The sequence below is a fragment of the Pseudomonas sp. URMO17WK12:I6 genome, from assembly GCF_003253625.1.
GTDB lineage: Bacteria > Pseudomonadota > Gammaproteobacteria > Pseudomonadales > Pseudomonadaceae > Aquipseudomonas.
Genome location: NZ_QKYZ01000003.1, coordinates 335,981 through 351,459 on the forward strand (window position 1 = coordinate 335,981; position 15,479 = coordinate 351,459).

Consider the following 15,479-nt stretch of genomic DNA (forward strand, 5'->3'; position numbering starts at 1 on the left):
CCCTGGATTGCCGCGTTCAAAGTATTGCTCATGAAACGCTATTCGTCGCCTCAGCCTTTGGTCTGATGCGTTTTTTTTAACCCAGGCTGTGTCAGGCTTCGCAAAAAGTCACCGAAACCGTCCCTTGGTAGCAGCTGCCGAGCCTGCGAGGCTGCTACAGATATTATGGTGATCACTCTCACTCTTCTTCCTCATGCTGCAGTTCAAACAACAGCAGCGAACGGCCAGTAACCGAATATTGGCGACCAAATTCAAAGCGTTCCTGGCCCCGAATCGACGGTTGATTGGTATCGATCATGCAAGTCCAGAAACCACCGTCAGGCACTTCCGGCAGCAGGAAGTTGACGATGTCATGGTGCGCGTTGACCACCAGCAGCAGGGTTGCGTCGGCACCCTTGCGGCGAATGCCGGTTTCCTGGGCGCGGCCATCGAGCAGTATGCCCATGCAGCGACCGTGGCCTTCTTCCCATTGCTCATTGGACATTTCGCTGCCGTCCGGGGCCAGCCAGGTCACGTCCTTGACGCCGATGTCCTCGTTGTAATTACCCACCAGGAAGCGCCCGCGCCGAAGGATCGGATAGGCCAGGCGCAACTTGATCAGGCGTTTGACGAACTTGAGCAGCGCCTTGCCGTCTTCGCTCATGTCCCAATTGACCCAACCGATCTCGCTGTCCTGGCAATAAGCATTGTTGTTGCCTTTCTGGGTGCGGGCGAACTCGTCGCCGGCCACCAGCATCGGCGTACCCTGGGACAGCAGCAGCGTGGCGAAGAAGTTGCGCATCTGCCGCAGGCGCAGGGCATTGATCTCGGGATCGTCGGTGGGGCCTTCGACGCCGTGGTTCCACGACAGGTTGTTGTTGCTGCCGTCCTGATTGTTCTCGTCGTTGGCCTCGTTGTGCTTGTCGTTGTACGACACCAGATCGTTGAGGGTGAAGCCGTCATGGGCGGTGACGAAGTTCAGCGAAGCATACGGTCGACGGCCGCGCTGGTTGAACATCTCACCGGAGGCGGTCATGCGGCTGGCGAAGTCGGCGAGCTGGCCGTCGTCACCTTTCCAGAACGCGCGCACGGTGTCGCGGAATTTGTCGTTCCATTCGACCCAGCCCGGCGGGAAGTTCCCGACCTGATAACCGCCGGGGCCACAGTCCCAGGATTCGGAAATCAACTTCACCTGACGCAGCACCGGGTCCTGGCGACAGGCGACGAGGAAGCTGTGCCGTTCGTCGAAGCCGTCATGGTAGCGGCCGAGGATGGTTGCCAGGTCGAAACGGAAACCGTCCACGTGCATTTCCGTGGCCCAGTAACGCAGCGAGTCAGTGACCATTTGCAGCACGCACGGGTGGCTCAGGTCCAGGGTGTTGCCGGTGCCGGAATCGTTGATGTAGTAGCGTTTGTCGTCGGGCCTCAAGCGGTAGTAAGAGGCGTTGTCGATGCCGCGCATGGACAGGGTCGGGCCTTGTTCGTTGCCCTCGGCGGTGTGGTTGTAGACCACGTCGAGGATCACTTCCAGATTGGCGTCGTGCAGGTGCGCGACCATCTCCTTGAACTCGGCGATCTTGCCGCTGGCCAGGTAGCGCGGGTCCGGGGCAAAGAACGCAATGCTGTTGTAACCCCAATAATTGGTCATGCCTTTGTGCAGCAGATGCTGGTCGTTGACGAAGGCATGGATCGGCAGCAACTCCACAGTCGATACGCCGAGCTTGCGGATGTGTTCCAGCACGTCATCGACCATCAACCCGGCGAAGGTGCCGCGCAGGTTCTCGGGAACGGCGGGGTGAAGCATGCTGAAACCGCGTACGTGAGTCTCATAAATGATCGTCTTGTCCCATGGCACGCTGACCCGATGGTCATGGCCCCAGGTGTGGGCCGGGTCGATCACTTTGCACTTGGGCACGAAAGGCGCGCTGTCCCGCTCATCGAAACTGAGGTCGGCGTCGGGGTGGCCGATGGTGAAGCCGAACAACGCTTCGGACCATTTCAATTGGCCGACCAACTGTTTGGCATAGGGGTCGATCAGCAGTTTGTTCGGGTTGAAGCGATGACCGTTGGCCGGGTCGTACGGCCCGTACACGCGATAGCCGTAGATCAGCCCCGGATGGGCGTCGGGCAAGTAGCCGTGGTAGGTCTCGTCGGTGTATTCCGGCAGCTCGATGCGCTCAAGTTCCACCTCACCGGCATCGTCGAAGATGCACAGTTCGACCTTGGTCGCGTTAGCCGAAAACAGCGCGAAATTGACCCCCAGGCCATCCCAGGTCGCGCCTGGCGGGAAGGGCAAGCCTTCACGGATTCGCGAGGCCTCGTGAGGTTCGGGCGCGGTTTTCTTTGGACTGGTCATAGCTGCTCCTGCAACGGTATTTTTCGAGGGCGAATGCGCTCTCGGTGGCGAGCGGGCTCGCCACGAAGTCAATCAGGACAAGACAGTGAAGCGTCAGACCTCGGGTGGTTTACGCGCGGTGCGCGGCTTTTTCACGGTGGTTTTTTCGCCCGGCGGGATCACTGCCGAAGCGGCAGCGGGTTTGGCTTTGGGCTTGGCGCGGGGTTTGGTTTCGAGGCCCTTGCCATTGACCAGCTTGCCGTCGGGCTTGCTGGCCGCGGGCTTGCTTGCGGTTTTGCTGCTGCTCGCTTTGGCTGGTTTGCCGGGCGCCAGGGCTTCGGCCTCGGCGAGTTTGCAGGCCATCTCCCAATGGCGGGCTTCCTGGCCCTCGGGTTTTCCTTCGGATTCCCAGATTTGATAGGCAAATTCGCGAATGCGTTTTTCGTCGGTACTCATCGCAATGCTCCTGAACTGAACTCAAGTTTGGGTAAAGAGATTGACCGGGAAATCCCCCAGCGCGGCGCCGACCATCAGCTCCTTGTGTTTTGTGACTGCGACGCTGGTAAAAAGTCCCTTCAGATTTTCTTCGGTGGCGGTGAACGGCAATTTGATTCGGGTATCGCCCCACAGCGACGCGTCAATCCGGGGGGCGGCACTGTTTTCCAGCAGTCCGGCACAACGTATCGGTACGGTCACGATTGCCAGTTTTCCCTGCCATTCTCGAGCAAACGCCAGTACCCGGTGAGCCTGGCTGCCAATCACTTCAAGGGCTTGGTAAGTGCCTTTTTGAAACAGTTCGGCATACTCGGCACGCCGGTTCAGCGCCCGGGCGATCAGGGTTTGCTTGATGCGCCCGTCACGCCAGTTCGCCAACAGAGCGGGCAGGTCAAGCGGTAGGTGCATGGCCTGCTGACGGCTGACGTAATCCACCGGCCGGCGGTTATCCGGATCGACCAGGGTGAAGTCCCAGAACTCGTTGCCCTGATAGAGATCCGGCACTCCCGGCACGGTCATTCGCAGCAAGGTTTGCGCCAATCCATTCAGTGCACCCGGGACGGCAATGCGTTGAGCGGCTGCCTCGATGGCCGCGCGCAATGGCTGACCTTCGGGGCTCAGCAGCAGGCGTTCGAGAAACCCGTGGGTCGCCTGTTCATATGCCTCGTTTGACGCGCTCCAGCTGCTTTGCAACTTGGCTTCGCGCAGGGCTTTGCGTTGCCACTGCCAGAGGCGTTTGGCGTAGTCCTCGAGCGCAGGTTGATCGTCGCTACACAATTCCAGTGGCCAACTGCCGAGGATTGCTTGATAGAGAATCAGCTCGTCGCCCGCCGAGGGCGCGCCGGGGTCGCTGCGCAGTTCGCCCGCGAGGGTTCGCCAGTGCTCGACCTGTTCGGCGTACCAGGCGCTGCGCTCGCTTAACACCGCCAGCCGCGCGCGGGTGTCTTCACCTCGTTTGTGGTCGTGGGTCGCGGTGGCCAGCAGGTTGTCGGGGAACTCGGCGAGGCGATTGGCGCAGGCGGCATGAAAGTCGGCAACCGGGGCGCTGAACTGCTCGGTGTTGTAGCCGACATCGTTGCGCGACAGCAGCACCGCCGAGCGATAAAGCGCGGTGTCTTCCACCGCTTTGGCCGCTGTCGGTGAGGTCAGTTGCTGGAAGCGCACGCAGGCATGCTTGAGCAGTTTGCGTGGGCGGCCCACCGGTCGCTTGCGCCAGGGTTGGCCACCGAGCCAGCCGGCCAGGCAATCGAGCACCGGCCAGTCGGCCTCGCCAAGGGTTTGCCTGGCACCGGCCATGGCCTGCTGGAAAAACACGTCATCCTGGGCCGCACGACCCAACGGGCTGATGTAAGTGCGGTACACCGGGAAGTGCACGATCAGTTCCTGCAAGGCCCGTCGGATCGCGCCGAGGGTCAGGTCCCGGGTCATCAGGTCGTCCCGGGCCACTTGCAACAGGGCGTGGGCAACACTTTCGAAATCCCCGGCGAGGGAACCGTTGAGAATCTGCTGGCGCGCCAGTTGTGCTTCCTGGCGGAAATCGGCGGGCCGTTCGCTGTGCCGGCTCCAGAGTTCGCCCAAGGCCTGGGCGCCTTCGGGGTCGTGTTGCAGCAGCGACAACTGGTTCATGAATTCGTAACCGGTACTGCCATCGACGCACCAGTCGCGGTGCAGGGTTTCGCCTTCGCCGAGGATCTTTTCGACGTAGATCGGCAGGTGTCGGCCGGGTGCCAGTCGATCAACTCGACGTCGCAGTTTGCGGCAGTAGCCCCGCGGGTCGGCGAGGCCGTCGATGTGGTCGATGCGCAGTCCGTCGACCAGACCTTCGGCCACCAGCTCGAAGATTTTTGCATGGGTTGCTTCGAACACCGCCGGCCGCTCGACGCGCAGGCCGCCCAGTTCATTGATATCGAAAAAGCGCCGCCAGTTGATGTCGTCCGCCGCGGTGCGCCAACTGGCCAGGCGATAACTCTGGCGCTCCAGCAGGTTATGCAGGCGCTGGAAACCGTCGGGAGTGAGCGAGTCGTAAGTGTCGAGGGTGTGCTGGATGGCGTGCAGAATGGCCGGATCACTGGCCAGTTCCCGCAGCTCGGCTTTCAGTGGAATCGCCAGGCTGTACACGTCGGACTGATAACTCAAGGTGTCGAAACGATCTGCCAGGGATTTGAGCCGTTCAGCCTGCTCGGCATTCAATCGGTCATTGGCCTTGAGCAGTTCGCCGTAGTCGGTGGGGCATATCGGGAAGTGGTGTTCATAGTGCTCGACATGAAAGGCGCCGCGCCGGGCATCGAAACGCAAGGGCAGGGTGCCGTCCTGCAAGGCGATGCCGTAGTCGCTGCCCAGAAAAGGCAGCAGCAACTGGCCTTCCATCAACGGGTCGGGCGAGTGCCACTGAATGTCGAAGAACTCGCCGTAAGGGCTCAGCCGTCCCCATTCCAGCAAGTCGAGCCACCAGGGATTGTCGCCACCGCCGACGGCCATGTGGTTGGAAACGATATCGAGGATCAGCCCCATGTTCTGTTCGCGCAACGCAGCGACCAAACGGCGTAACGCCGCTTCGCCGCCCAGTTCAGGGTTGACCGTGGTCGGGTCTACCACATCGTAGCCGTGCATGGAGCCGGCGCGGGCGGCGAGCAGCGGTGAGGCATAGACGTGGCTGATGCCCAGGCTGGAAAAGTACGGCACCAGCGGGATCGCCTGATCCAGGGTGAAGCCTCTATGAAATTGCAGCCGCAGGGTCGCCCGCAGCGGCTGGCTGAGCGGTTGATTCATTGGTCACGCTCGGCCGCCTGAAGTCGCGCACAGGCGAGCAGTTCCAGGCGGCGGGCGGCGTCCGGATCATCGAGCAGGCTTTCGCTGTCGCCGGGCAATCGGCGGGACCAGTTGGGGTGGGTGTCGGTGGTGCCGGGCAGGTTGGCCTGCTGTTCGATACCCAGGGCATCCTCCAGTGGCAGCAACACCAGCGGCGCGCGGGTATGACCGAGGAAGCGGATGGCGGCGTCGAGCACCTGATCGGTTTCATGGGACTCTTCACGGAAATTTTGCGGGTCCTGGCTCAGCACCCGGCGCAAGCCTTCGCGCTCGCGTTCGCGATGTTGACGCCATTCGATTTCACCCGTGGCGTCGACCAGGCCCAGGCGTGCGCTCCAGTCGATATCGCGGCCATGCCACCAGCCATTGAGCGTCGGCAGGTCGTGGGTGCTGGTGGTGGCCAGGGCGTTGTCCGGCCAGTCGAGAATCGGTTTGAAGTGTGTGTTGTCCTGTTCGAACAACAGCACGCGCATGCCGAGGATCGAGCGCGCGATGAGTTTTTCGCGCAGGCCATCAGGCACGGTGCCGAGGTCTTCGCCGAGAACGATAGCCTGGTGCCGATGGGATTCGAGGGTCAGCAGGCGCAGCAGGTCGTCCACCGGGTAATAGAGATAGGCTCCGTCGCTGGGCGGCGCGTCCTTGGGGATCACCCACAACCGCTGCAGGCCCATGACGTGATCGATGCGCAGGCCGCCGGCATGGGCGAAATTGGCCCGCAGCATTTCGATGAACGCGCGAAAGCCGTTACGCACCAGACCTTCGGGGGAAAACGCGGATATCCCCCAACCCTGGCCGGTGCGGTTGAGGATGTCGGGTGGCGCACCCACGGTCAGGGAGGCGAGTAATTCGTCCTGGCGACTCCAGGCCTGGCTGCCGCCGCCGTCAGCGCCCACCGCCAGGTCGGCGATCAGGCCGATGCCCATGCCGGCACCACGGGCGGCGGTTTGTGCGCGCTCCAGGCTGCGCGCAATCAGCCATTGGCAGAATGCGTAATAGCCGATGCGGGCCGAGTTCTCTTCGGCAAATTGCGCCAGAGCGGCGCTGCGCGGGTTACGCCATTGCTCGGGCCACTCGCGCCAGTCGAGGCTTTCACCGCGCCTTGCACGGGCTTCCTGGATCGCTTCGAAGCGGCAATGATTTTCCAGCGCTTCGCCACCGGCGTGACGGAAGCTGCTGAAGTCGGCATGCAAGGGGTGTGCGCCGTGGGTGAATCCTTCGTACAAGGCTTCCAGCAAGCGATGTTTGGCCTCGGCGGCGGTGGGCCAGTCGATGAGCTGTAAGGTTTCCAGATGCTTGAGTTCGCCAGCCAGGCCCGTGGCGTCGATTGCGGTGCGCAGGGCACGCTCACCGAGAATCGCGCCGGGCGCTGCGTACAGGCTATTGAGAAACAGACGGCTGGACGGCGAGTAAGGGCTATAGCGCTGGGTGTCGCCGCTGAACATCGCATGCAGCGGGCTGATCGCTAATGCTTCGGCGCCCCGTTCGCCGGCCACCCGGGCCAGATCTTCGAGAGCCTGGGTATCGCCGAAACCGCCATCGCCAGGACGGCGCAGCGAATACAACTGCACGCTCAGGCCCCAGACGCGAGGGGTTTGACTGTCAACGGCGTCGCCGACGCTGTAGCAGCGCTCGGGCGCCACCGCCAGGGTGAACGACTGATCGTCGATGCTGACGTGCTGATAACCCACCGGCACCAAACCGGGCAAAACAGCGTTGTCATCGAGCTTGAGGTTGAGCCGCGAGCCGTCTTCGAGATGGATCTCACACGGGGTTTGCGGTGCAAAGTAGTGGGCCAGATCAAGACCGACACCAACGTCACAGGTCAGCAGGGGCGGCAGGTGCCGGGTTTGCTGTGCCTCCTGCAGTTGCAGCAGGCTGGCGTCGATTTCCTGGGCGGTGCTGGCGGGATGGCCAAGCCCGGCCAGCACTGAACGCAGCACCGCCGGGGTAACTTTCTGTGGCCGGCCATTGGCGTCGATCCAGTCGACGGCCAGGCCGGCTTGGCTGGCCAGTATTTCCAGTTGCGCATCGCTCATGGTCGCTCTCCATCCGGGGGTAGCAAAGGGGCTGCGGCTGTGAGGCTGACGAGCGCGCAATACGGGGCAAGGGTGCCCTGATCCAACAGACCGGCCGAGTGCGGCGGGTATTCGAACAGCAGTGTCGCGTCGGCCTGTGGGGAGTGGACCACGGGTGCGTCGCTGAGGTTCAGGTCAATGCGCAACTGACTGCCATCGCCCAGCCGCCAGCGTGCCGACACCGCGCCCTCGGCCAGTACCAGCGCCCCCAGCGCGTGGGCTCCGGGCAGCAGCGGGATAATGTGTTGATGGCGGATTTGCAGCAGTCGACGATACAGCTCATGAATGGCCGGTTGCCGGGTGGCGGTCAGCTTCGGCCGCGACGCTTCGAAAGTCTGCATCGCGTTCGGGTCGGGAATCTGCTCGCGTTTGTGCGGGTCGGCAAAGGCGCTGAAGGCTGCGAATTCATTGCGTCGACCTTCGCGCACCAACTCCGCCAGCTCACCGTGGTGGCTGGTGAAGAACAGGAACGGTTGTTCGGCGGCGAACTCATCGCCCATGAACATCAGCGGAATCATCGGCGACAACAGCAGTAACACGGTGGCGGCACAGAGGGCCTCAGGCCGGGCCAGTTGATGCAAGCGCTCGCCAAAGGCGCGGTTGCCGATCTGGTCGTGGTTCTGCAAAAAAAGCACGAAGGCCGTCGGCGGCAAGTGACCGCTCGGCTCACCGCGCGGCGTACCGTGGCGGGTCATATGGCCTTGAAACACGAAGCCCTGGCTCAGGCAACGGGCCAGTTGTTCGGTGGGGTTTTGCGCATAGTCGGCGTAATAGGCATCGGTTTCACCGGTAAGCAACACGTGCAGGGCGTTATGGCCGTCGTCGTTCCACTGCGCGTCGAAACCTTGCTCCAGCAGGCTGGCCTGGTTGTGCTCGTTTTCCGCCATCAGCCACACATGCCGCGCCGGATTGATATGTTGGCGAACCCGTTGCGCCAGCTCTTGAAGGAAGTCCGGGTCTTCGATGGCGTGCACGGCATCCAGGCGCAGGCCGTCGAAGCGGTACTCCAGCAACCACATCAGCGCATTGTCGATAAAGAAGTCACGCACCTCGCGCCGGCGGAAGTCGATGGCTGCGCCCCACGGCGTGTGTTGGTCTTCGCGGAAAAAACCTTTGGCGTAGCGATGCAGGTAATTGCCGTCCGGGCCGAAGTGGTTGTAGACCACGTCGAGAATCACCGCCAGGCCATAGCCGTGGGCCGTGTCGATCAGGTGTTTGAGTTGTTCGGGCGAACCGTAGGAGGCCTGCGGTGCGTAAGGCAGAACCCCGTCATAGCCCCAATTGCGCTCGCCGGGAAACTGCGCCAACGGCATCAGTTCGATGGCGGTAATCCCCAACTCGACCAAGCGCGCCAGATGCTGCTCGACCTCGCTGAAACCGCCGAGCGCACCAACATGCAGTTCGTAGATCACCGCCTCGTTCCATGGCCGACCTTGCCAGGCACTGTGCTGCCAGCGATAGGCGAGGGGATCGACCACCACGCTGGGGCTGTCGATATCGCCCGCCTGGGCGCGGGAGGCCGGGTCCGGCACCTCCAGTTCGCCATCGATGTTGTAGCGGTAGCGGGTACCCGCGGGACAGCGGGTCTTGATCACAAACCAGCCGTCGGCCTGAGGCAGCAGCGGCAGGGATTGTCCATTTTCCAGCTCAAGACTGACGTAAAACGCATCTGGCGCCCACAAGGCAAAACGCGTGTGTTCAGCGTCCAGCATGATTGCGCCGTGGGGCCAGGTTTCAAGAGTCCGTAACGGCATCGTTGAAAACCTCTTACTGTTTGCCCGATTTACCCAGCGCTTTAGCCACCAGTTGTTCGTAGAGTTCGGCGTAGGGTTCGACCGCCTTGCACCAGTTGAAAGGCGCCGCCATGGCCCGGCAACGCATGGCGTTGAGCAGGCCGGGGAAGGCGAACACCTTGAACGCGCGGCTCAGGGCTTCGCGATAGCTCTCCACGGTGGATTCGTCGAAAAGAAAACCGGTCACGCCGTTTTCAATGGTGTCGGCCAGGCCGCCGGTATTGCGCGCCACCGGCAATGAGCCGAAGCGCTGGGCGTACATCTGGCTCAGGCCGCAAGGTTCGTAACGCGAAGGCATCAGCAGGAAATCACTGCCGGCAAACATCCGGCGGGCGTCGGTTTCATTGAAGCCGATGTGCACGCCGATTTGCCCGGGGAAGCGCAACGCCAGCTCACGCATGGCTTGTTCTTCTTCCGGTTCGCCGCGGCCGATGATCGCAATCTGGCCGCCATTGGCGACAATGTATTCGGCCACCGCTTCGGTCAGGTCCAGGCCTTTCTGGTAGACAAGTCGCGAGACCACGGCGAACAGCGGGCCTTCGGAATCATTCAGGCCGAACAACCGGCGAACGTGCGCCGCGTTGACTGCTTTACCGTCCCAGTCGCCGATGCCGAACGGGCAGAACAGGTGCGGATCGGTGGCTGCGTCCCAGCTTTCATCGATGCCATTGGGAATCCCGCTGAGCAGACCTTGCTGGGTCTTGGCGGCGAGAAAACCGTCGAGGCCGCAGCCGAAGGCCGGCGTGGTGATTTCCTGGGCATAGGTGGCGCTGACGGTGGTGATGTGGCTCGAGTAGGCCATGCCGGCCTTGAGGAACGACATCTTGCCGTAAAACTCCATGCCTTCCTGCTGCAAGGCATGCACGGGAATACCGAGTTCCGGGCATGAGCCGAGGCTGGTGACGCCTTGGTACGCCAGGTTATGGATGGTGAACAGGGTCGGGGTGCGTTGGCCACGCCAGTGCATATAGGCAGGGGCCAGGCCGGCGGGCCAATCGTGTGCATGCACCAGATCCGGGCACCAGTGAATTTGTGCGAGGTTGGCGGCGATATCGGCGGCCGCAAGCCCCAGGCGGGCGAAACGAATATGGTTGTCTGGCCAGTCACGGCCGTTGTTGGCGCCGTAGGGTGAACCTTCGCGCTCGTACAGTTCAGGGCAGATCAACACGTAAATGACCAGGCCATCGGGCATGTCCATGCGCCCGATCTTGCAGGGCGGCAACGCGGCGTGCCCGCCCAGTTCACCGATGATATGAATTGGATTTTCGCTGTTCAGCACTTGCGGGTAACCGGGGATCAACACCCGGACATCGTGCAGGTGAGCCATGGCTCGCGGCAGCGCGGCGGAAACGTCTCCCAGGCCACCGGTCTTCACCAGATCGGCAATCTCCGAGGTGACGAACAACACTTTTTTCTTGTTGGGATTCTGACGGACTACCGGTGCCAACGCCTTGGTGACCGGGACGCTGACCGATTTGGCGGTAAGGGCTCCTACGGTGCTGGCTTCGCCGACCTGTTGATGAGCACGTTCTCCCTGAACATCTAACGCCGTATTGATCATATGCATCTCCCCGTGTTGTTGATCTGATTCCAAACCTGGCACAAACGGTGTTGGCCAATTCCTGTGGCCGGGCGCAAACGCGCTACGCATCGGTGAGCAAGTGCTGCCCATGCGCTGAAGCTCAATGGGTGAAGTGGCTGTTGCAAGGAATGCACCAGTCGCTGTGCCCTACCTTTCAGCTGACCTGAAGCCAATACGAAAAGTTTCTATTTATTTCACCGAATGACCAGTCGGTTTTATTCCCCGAAAACAGTCTAGGCCAGAACCTAGAGGGGGGTGGTCAACCGGACAAATTGTTCGACAATCGGTTGGGGGAGGGTACAAAACACACAGGGTTTATGGGGGAACGCACCGACGAAGGGCAGGTTTGTTTTTTTGGGTGGGTCAAATCGGGACCGGGAAGTCACGATAGTTGGGCACGATGGAATAGGGGTTGCACCATTGCTGTGCGCAGGATTTAGGAGGGTGTGGTGGATTTGAGGGACTCTTCGCGGGCAGGCCTCGCTCTCACAGGGGAATGCATTTCACATGTGGGGGCGCGGCTTGCCCGCGAAGAACGATAACGCCGTCTCAGCCCAGCAACCGAATCGGCGCCCCGGTCGCCCAAGCCTGAATGTCCTCGATCATCTGCGAAAAGAACAGCTGATAGTTCTGTCGGCTGACGTACCCGACATGGGGCGTGGCCAACACATTGTCCAGCGTTCTGAAGGGATGATGGCGAGGCAGCGGCTCGTGCTCGAACACGTCCAGGGCCGCGCCCGCCAGGCGCTTTTTCTGCAGCGCCTTGATCAGCGCCGACTCATCGACAATCGGCCCGCGCGCAGTATTGACCAGCCATGCCGTGGGCTTCATCCAGTCCAGCGCCTGAGCGTCCACCAGCCCTCGGCTGCGCTCGCTGAGCACCAGATGGACTGACAGCACATCGGCCTGCTCGAACAGTTCCTGCTTGCTGACATAGGTCACGCCGACTTCGGCCGCTCGTTCACTGGTGAGGTTTTCGCTCCACGCAATGACGCGCATGCCGAACACCTGGCCGAATTGGGCAACCCGTTGACCGATACTGCCCAGGCCGAGGATCGCCAGCGTCTTGCCCTGCAAGTCGCCACCCAGGCCTTGCTGCCAAAAGCCCGCGCGCAAGGCGTTGGCTTCGGCCACCAGGTTGCGGGTCGCGGCCATGATCAGTGCCCAGGTCAATTCGGGAGCCGCGTGTTTGTAGCTGTCGGTGCCGCAGACCTGGATGCCCAGCGCGGCGGCGGCTTTCAGGTCCAGGGCGGCGTTACGCATGCCACCGGTGACCAACAGTTTGAGGGCGGGCAAGCGGCGCAGCAGGTCTTCGTCGAACCGGGTGCGCTCGCGCATCACGCAGATCACCTCGAATGCGCCCAGGCGCTCGGCCAGGGTTTCGTTATCGGCCGGGTAGTCATGGATAAAACTCACCTGGCCGATGCTGTCCAGCACTGACCAATCCACCACGTCGCGCGCCACGTCCTGCCAGTCATCGATCACCGCAATCTGCACCGCCATCAGCCTTACCTCATCAACGAACGGGATTGGTTTTGTTCAGCCAGCCGAGCAACGCCTGATGAAACTTCGCCGGCTCCTCCATCTGCGGCGCGTGGCCCAGACCCGGGAATTCAATCAGTGTCGACTGGGGGACCAGCTTCGCCACTTGCTTGCCGAGTACATCGTAATGACCGATTTTCGCCTTGACCTCAGGCGGTGCGATGTCTTTGTTGATGGCTGTGGTGTCGGAGGTGCCGATCAACAGCAGGGTCGGCACTTTCAGGTCCTTGAACTCGTAGTACACCGGCTGGTTGAAGATCATGTCGTAAATCAGCGCCGAGCTCCACGCCACCGCTGTTTTGCCCGGTCCTTTGGCCAGGCCTGCGTACATGTTCACCCAGCGGTCAAACTCGGGCTTCCAGCGGCCGTCGTAATAGGTGGTGCGTTGGTAGTCATGAATACCTTGCGCGGTCACTTTCAGCTCGCGCTCATACCATTGATCGACCGAGCGATATGGCACGCCGAGGGCTTTCCAGTCTTCCAGGCCGATGGGGTTGACCAGCGCCAGTTGTTCGACCTGATCGGGGTATTGCAGCGCATAGCGGGTGGCGAGCATGCCGCCGGTGGAGTGGCCGAGCAGGGTCGCCTTTTGTATGCCGAGGGCTTTGAGCAGTTGCTGAGTGTTGCTCGCCAGTTGCTGGAAACTGTACTGATAGTGGTCCGGTTTACTGGAGGTGCAGAAGCCGATCTGGTCCGGGGCGATGACCCGGTAACCGGCCTCGCTCAGTGCCTTGATCGAGCTGTCCCAGGTGGCTGCGCAGAAATTCTTGCCATGCATCAACACCACGCTGCGGCCGTTGGCCTTGCCTTGGGCGGCAACGTCCATGTAGCCCATTTGCAGGGATTTGCCCTGGGATTGAAAGGCGAAATGCTTGACCGTGTAGGGGTAGTCAAAGCCCTGGAGTTCCAGGCCGTATTCTGGTGTTTCGGCCTGGGCCTGGTTCTGGGCATAAACGAAAACCGGCAGTGCCGCCGTTAGCAGCAGGCCGGGTAACCAGCGGGAAAGGATGGGCGACATGGGGAAACTCCACAGGAAATCCGCCGATGCTGGATTGGCGTGATTAGGGTGACATTAAACGCAGTCAAGCCATTCCCCTCGCGATGCACTCTTTTTGTAGCAGCTGCTACGGCGAACGCCGATACACGGGGCCTTTCGTTCAACCCATCCAGCCCAACGTGGCCATTGCCAGCACGCCATAGCGGGCAGCCTTGGCGAGGGTCACGATCATCAGGAAACGCCCCAGCGGTTCGCGCATGACGCCGGCCACCAGCGTCAGCGGGTCGCCGATGATCGGTACCCAACTCAGCAGCAAGGACCAATGACCGTAGCGCAGATAATGTATTTGGGCTTGTTGAAGATGACGAGGGCTGACCGGAAACCAGCGCCGCTCGCGAAACCGCTCGATGCCGCGTCCCAGCCACCAGTTCAGCAGCGACCCCAGCACGTTGCCCAGCGTTGCCACTGCCAACAGCGACCAGAGCCAATACCGGTCGCTGAGCAACAACCCCACCAGCACCGCTTCGGACTGCAAGGGCAGCAGGCTCGCGGCGCCGAACGCCGCGAGAAACAACCCGATGTAGGCACCGAACATCAATGGGCGGGGTAGTCCGCCACCACCACGTCAGTGCCATCCTTTTGCAGGCCGATCACCTGATAGGCATCGCTCATGCCGTCCATTTCCATCCCGGGCGAGCCCATCGGCATACCGGGGGCAGCAACTCCCAACAGATCGTCACGTTTGCTCAAGGCCAGCACTTGGTCGGCCGGCACATGGCCTTCGACGAACTTGCCGTTGATCAAGGCGGTGTGGCACGACGCCAGGCGAGGCGGCACGCCGTGTTGTTGCTTGAACTGGCTCATATCGGCTTCGACGTGGTCTTCGACCTTGAAGCCGTTGGCTTCCAGATGGCTGACCCATTTTTTGCAGCAGCCGCAATTGGCGTCGCGGTGCACTTCGATCGGGATCAGGTCGGCGGCCTGGGCCAGGGAGGAGATGAAGAGGGCGCTCAGGGCGGCCAGACGCAGGTGGGTTCGCATGGGAGTCTCGTCTCGGGTTACGGCCAAAAAGGTGCATTTTGACTCTTTTATCCGACTGGGCATTGCGCGAGTGTTTCTAAGTTATACAAGGTCGGCTGGCCAGATCATCGCAGGTTGATGCTGTCAGCTGAATGAGCGCGCAATGACAAAGTTGTCAGGTTCGCCCCCTAAGCGTTGAAAACCGGCGCTCAGGGGGGCGACAGTCAACGCACCTTGAACCGCCCCATGATCGCGCTCACCCGGTTGTTGGCCTCCAGCAATTGCCGGGTGTTGAGTTCGCTGGCCTGACCGCTTTGCACCAGTTCGTCGACCATGTGGCGGATCTGCACCATGCTGCGGTTGATCTCTTCGGTCACGGCGCTTTGCTGCTCGGCGGCCGTGGCGATCTGGGTGCTCAGGCTATTAATGTGGCTGACCGAGCCGGCCATTTCATCCAGGCCGGAGTTGACCCGGGCCGTGGCATCGGCGGCTGACTGGCAGCTGGCCTGGGTGTTTTCCATGGCGCTGACCGAAGAACTCACGCCTTGGGTCAGGCGAGACAGCATTTCGTTGATTTCCGAAGTGCTGGCCTGTGTGCGGGCGGCGAGGGCACGGACTTCATCGGCAACCACCGCGAACCCGCGACCTTGCTCACCTGCCCGGGCGGCTTCGATGGCCGCGTTGAGCGCGAGCAAGTTGGTCTGCCCGGCAATGGCGCCAATCACCCCGAGAATCTCGGTGATGCGCTGGGCGTCCTGTTGCATGCTTTCGACTTTATGGGTGGCACTCGCCACTTCGCCGATCAGCGCCACCACACTGCTGGACGCTTCGCCGACCACCACGCGGGAGCGAT

10 protein-coding genes and 1 pseudogene are annotated in these 15,479 nt (G+C 61.7%); all 11 read right to left on the reverse strand.

The window, feature by feature from the left end:
- Window positions 1-178: 178 nt before the first annotated feature.
- Complete coding sequence (gene glgX, locus F475_RS07505; RefSeq protein ID WP_018926125.1) at window positions 179-2,335, reverse strand: glycogen debranching protein GlgX; 2,157 nt, start codon at window positions 2,333-2,335, stop codon at window positions 179-181.
- Between the two features lie 93 nt (window positions 2,336-2,428).
- On the reverse strand, window positions 2,429-2,770 hold the full coding sequence (locus tag F475_RS07510; RefSeq protein WP_111453571.1) for a DUF2934 domain-containing protein: 342 nt from the start codon (window positions 2,768-2,770) through the stop codon (window positions 2,429-2,431).
- A gap of 21 nt (window positions 2,771-2,791) precedes the next feature.
- Window positions 2,792-5,578: a malto-oligosyltrehalose synthase gene (locus tag F475_RS07515; RefSeq protein WP_111453572.1), complete on the reverse strand. Its 2,787-nt coding sequence runs from the start codon at window positions 5,576-5,578 to the stop codon at window positions 2,792-2,794.
- On the reverse strand, window positions 5,575-7,653 hold the full coding sequence (gene malQ / locus F475_RS07520; RefSeq protein ID WP_111453573.1) for a 4-alpha-glucanotransferase: 2,079 nt from the start codon (window positions 7,651-7,653) through the stop codon (window positions 5,575-5,577). The genes F475_RS07515 and malQ overlap by 4 nt, the downstream gene beginning before the upstream one ends.
- Window positions 7,650-9,446: a malto-oligosyltrehalose trehalohydrolase gene (gene treZ, locus F475_RS07525; protein ID WP_111453574.1), complete on the reverse strand. Its 1,797-nt coding sequence runs from the start codon at window positions 9,444-9,446 to the stop codon at window positions 7,650-7,652. The genes malQ and treZ overlap by 4 nt, the downstream gene beginning before the upstream one ends.
- Before the next feature lie 13 nt (window positions 9,447-9,459).
- Window positions 9,460-11,046, reverse strand: coding sequence for a glycogen synthase GlgA (glgA, locus tag F475_RS07530; protein WP_111453575.1), 1,587 nt, complete (start codon window positions 11,044-11,046; stop codon window positions 9,460-9,462).
- A gap of 570 nt (window positions 11,047-11,616) precedes the next feature.
- The gene (locus tag F475_RS07535; protein ID WP_111453576.1) at window positions 11,617-12,570 is read right to left on the reverse strand and encodes a D-2-hydroxyacid dehydrogenase family protein; all 954 of its coding nucleotides are present in this window, start codon (window positions 12,568-12,570) and stop codon (window positions 11,617-11,619) included.
- Between the two features lie 13 nt (window positions 12,571-12,583).
- Complete coding sequence (locus F475_RS07540) at window positions 12,584-13,627, reverse strand: alpha/beta fold hydrolase (protein ID WP_111453577.1); 1,044 nt, start codon at window positions 13,625-13,627, stop codon at window positions 12,584-12,586.
- A gap of 139 nt (window positions 13,628-13,766) precedes the next feature.
- Window positions 13,767-14,201 carry a YqaA family protein gene (locus F475_RS07545; protein WP_018926117.1) on the reverse strand — a complete coding sequence of 145 codons (435 nt, stop codon included), beginning with the start codon at window positions 14,199-14,201 and terminating at the stop codon, window positions 13,767-13,769.
- Window positions 14,201-14,647, reverse strand: coding sequence for a DUF411 domain-containing protein (locus F475_RS07550; protein ID WP_018926116.1), 447 nt, complete (start codon window positions 14,645-14,647; stop codon window positions 14,201-14,203). The genes F475_RS07545 and F475_RS07550 overlap by 1 nt, the downstream gene beginning before the upstream one ends.
- A gap of 203 nt (window positions 14,648-14,850) precedes the next feature.
- Window positions 14,851-15,378, reverse strand: a pseudogene (locus tag F475_RS30980) (methyl-accepting chemotaxis protein); the annotation flags it as partial.
- Between the last annotated feature and the right edge of the window lie 101 nt (window positions 15,379-15,479).